1 protein-coding gene is annotated in these 2,015 nt (G+C 61.0%); it reads right to left on the bottom strand.

The features are described from left to right. Positions 1–2,015 (bottom strand): CBM96 family carbohydrate-binding protein (locus HNQ40_RS17985; protein WP_184679339.1); only part of this gene is annotated, 2,015 nt, incomplete at both ends.

The raw sequence follows: 2,015 nt of genomic DNA, 5'->3' as shown, positions 1-2,015 counted from the left end.
CCGTCGCTGTCGATCACGAACGTGACCTCCTGGCCCGCAACCACCGCCGCTGAGACGTCGAAGTGGTATTCCTGGCCGATGACGAAGTTGCCGGTGATGTCGTCCAAGAGGGTGGCCTTGCTCGGGGCGTTGGCCGTCGTGAGGTTGTCTTCGGTCCAGTTGTTGGAGCCGCCCTGATACACGCGGACCCGCATGTTGTTGCCTGCGTCGCCGTTCACCGTCAGCTGAAGCGTCGCGCCGGTGATGTTCTTGTCGGGCGTGTCGGGCACGTCGAATTTCAGGTACGACGTCCGCGTGCGGTTCGAAGCGCTCTCGATCCGAAGCAGTGTGTTGTCCTGCGTCGAGGTGTTCTGGATGTACGCGTCGTCCGAGGCGGACACATCAACCTGGTTACCGGGCGGCGGGTCGATCGGGGTGTTCGTGCCGGGCGTGAACTTGTAGCGGTAGGCCTCGGACGTCACGGTGACAAACTTGACCACCAGGTCGTTGCCGTCAACCCAATAAGCGGGGCCGGCAGCGCTTTGCAGCTCAGCCAGGCTGGCGACCTGAGTGGTGTAAGTCGGGTCGCTGCCGTTATACCGGTTGCTGAACTCAAGGACTTGCACCGCATTCGCAATGCCCTCGAAGCGGATGATGCTGCTTTCCGAAATCGAGGACGGGCTCGTGTTGCCGAGTTGGATGCGGTAGAGGATCTCAAACCCATCTTCGTAGCTGGACGAACCGCTCGGGAAGCTGATGGTGTAGATCTCGTCGTTGGCCTTGATGATCGTACGGTGCGATTCGTCCGAGCTTTCGGTATCCGAATCACCGTCCGGCGCGACCAGGCGAAGCTGGCCCTGGTTATTACCATCGAACTCAAGACGGAAGTTGGCGTACAAGTCATCCGAGATGCGGGCGTCCCAGCCGGCGGGCCGAACATCGGCGCTGTCGGTGATGAAGTTGTTGTCCGGGAGTAGCACGGAGCCCGCGCTTCCGCCGCCGTGACCGGTGAGGGTGCCGTCGACGTCGTAGATCGCGGTCGGGGCCTGGAAGTCGAACGCGTCTCGGCTGGCGTTGTAAGTAGCACCATAGCGTTCGGAAATACTGAGTTGATCCGCCGTACCGTCGTTCTCGTACGAGGTGTTGCTGACATACACGTGGGTGTTGCGCAGAGCGCCGCCGTGGTTCCGGAAGACGTGGGCGCTGCTGCCGCGGTTGAACCCGGCGAAGTGGGTGCCGTCCATGAAGTTGGGCCCGTCGTAGAGCGACTGGCCGGTGACGACTTCGCTGAGGTCGGCGTTACCCACGCTGTGGCCGACGTAGAGCGAGTTGGTGATGCGCTGCGAGAAGGTGATGAACGTGCTGGTGAAGTTGTCGGCAAAGGCGGCTTGGTCAAATCGACCATAGCGTGCACGGTGGTAGACACCGATATCGGTTTTATGCGCGGTGAAGTTGCTGTACACCGGCTCGACCTGCTGGCCGTTAGAATCTTGCGGCTGGTAGGCTCGGCCGAAGGAGTTATTGAGTAGCGATGCGCCCACCGGTGATTCGAGGTCCATGCCGCGGTCTTGATTGAAACCGACCTGAGACGAGTGAGCCGTGTTGTTCGTGAACAGCCCCAGCGGGGTTTCATTCGCATTCACGTTGTTGTACTGCGGGTCGCTGGCCGAGGCACCGATCGCAAACTCGGGGAGGATGAACCAGAAGCCGGTACCGTCAACACCCGCGGAGATGTTTCCGATCCAGGTGTTGTCCGGGTTGGTGACCCAATACGCCGACGAGCTCAGGAACCGCAGCGGATTCTGGCCGACGAAGTCGTGGGTATCGACGATGAACGGGTCGTTGACGTCGGGCATGCTGTCCCCGACCGCGTCGCTGCGTCCGACCTTGTGGATGCCGAAGGCGACATTGGACAAGAATGTGTTGCCGGTCTCGACGCCGTCTTCCATAAAGAATCCGTGCCCATGGATGTCGTGCAGCACCACGTCCTGGATCTGCAGGTTGTGCGTGCCGTGCACCGTCACGCCTCGGTTGTT

This window comes from Algisphaera agarilytica, from assembly GCF_014207595.1.
GTDB lineage: Bacteria > Planctomycetota > Phycisphaerae > Phycisphaerales > Phycisphaeraceae > Algisphaera > Algisphaera agarilytica.
Note: the sequence above shows the minus strand (reverse complement) of the source record. Positions and strands in the feature narration are given on the sequence as shown.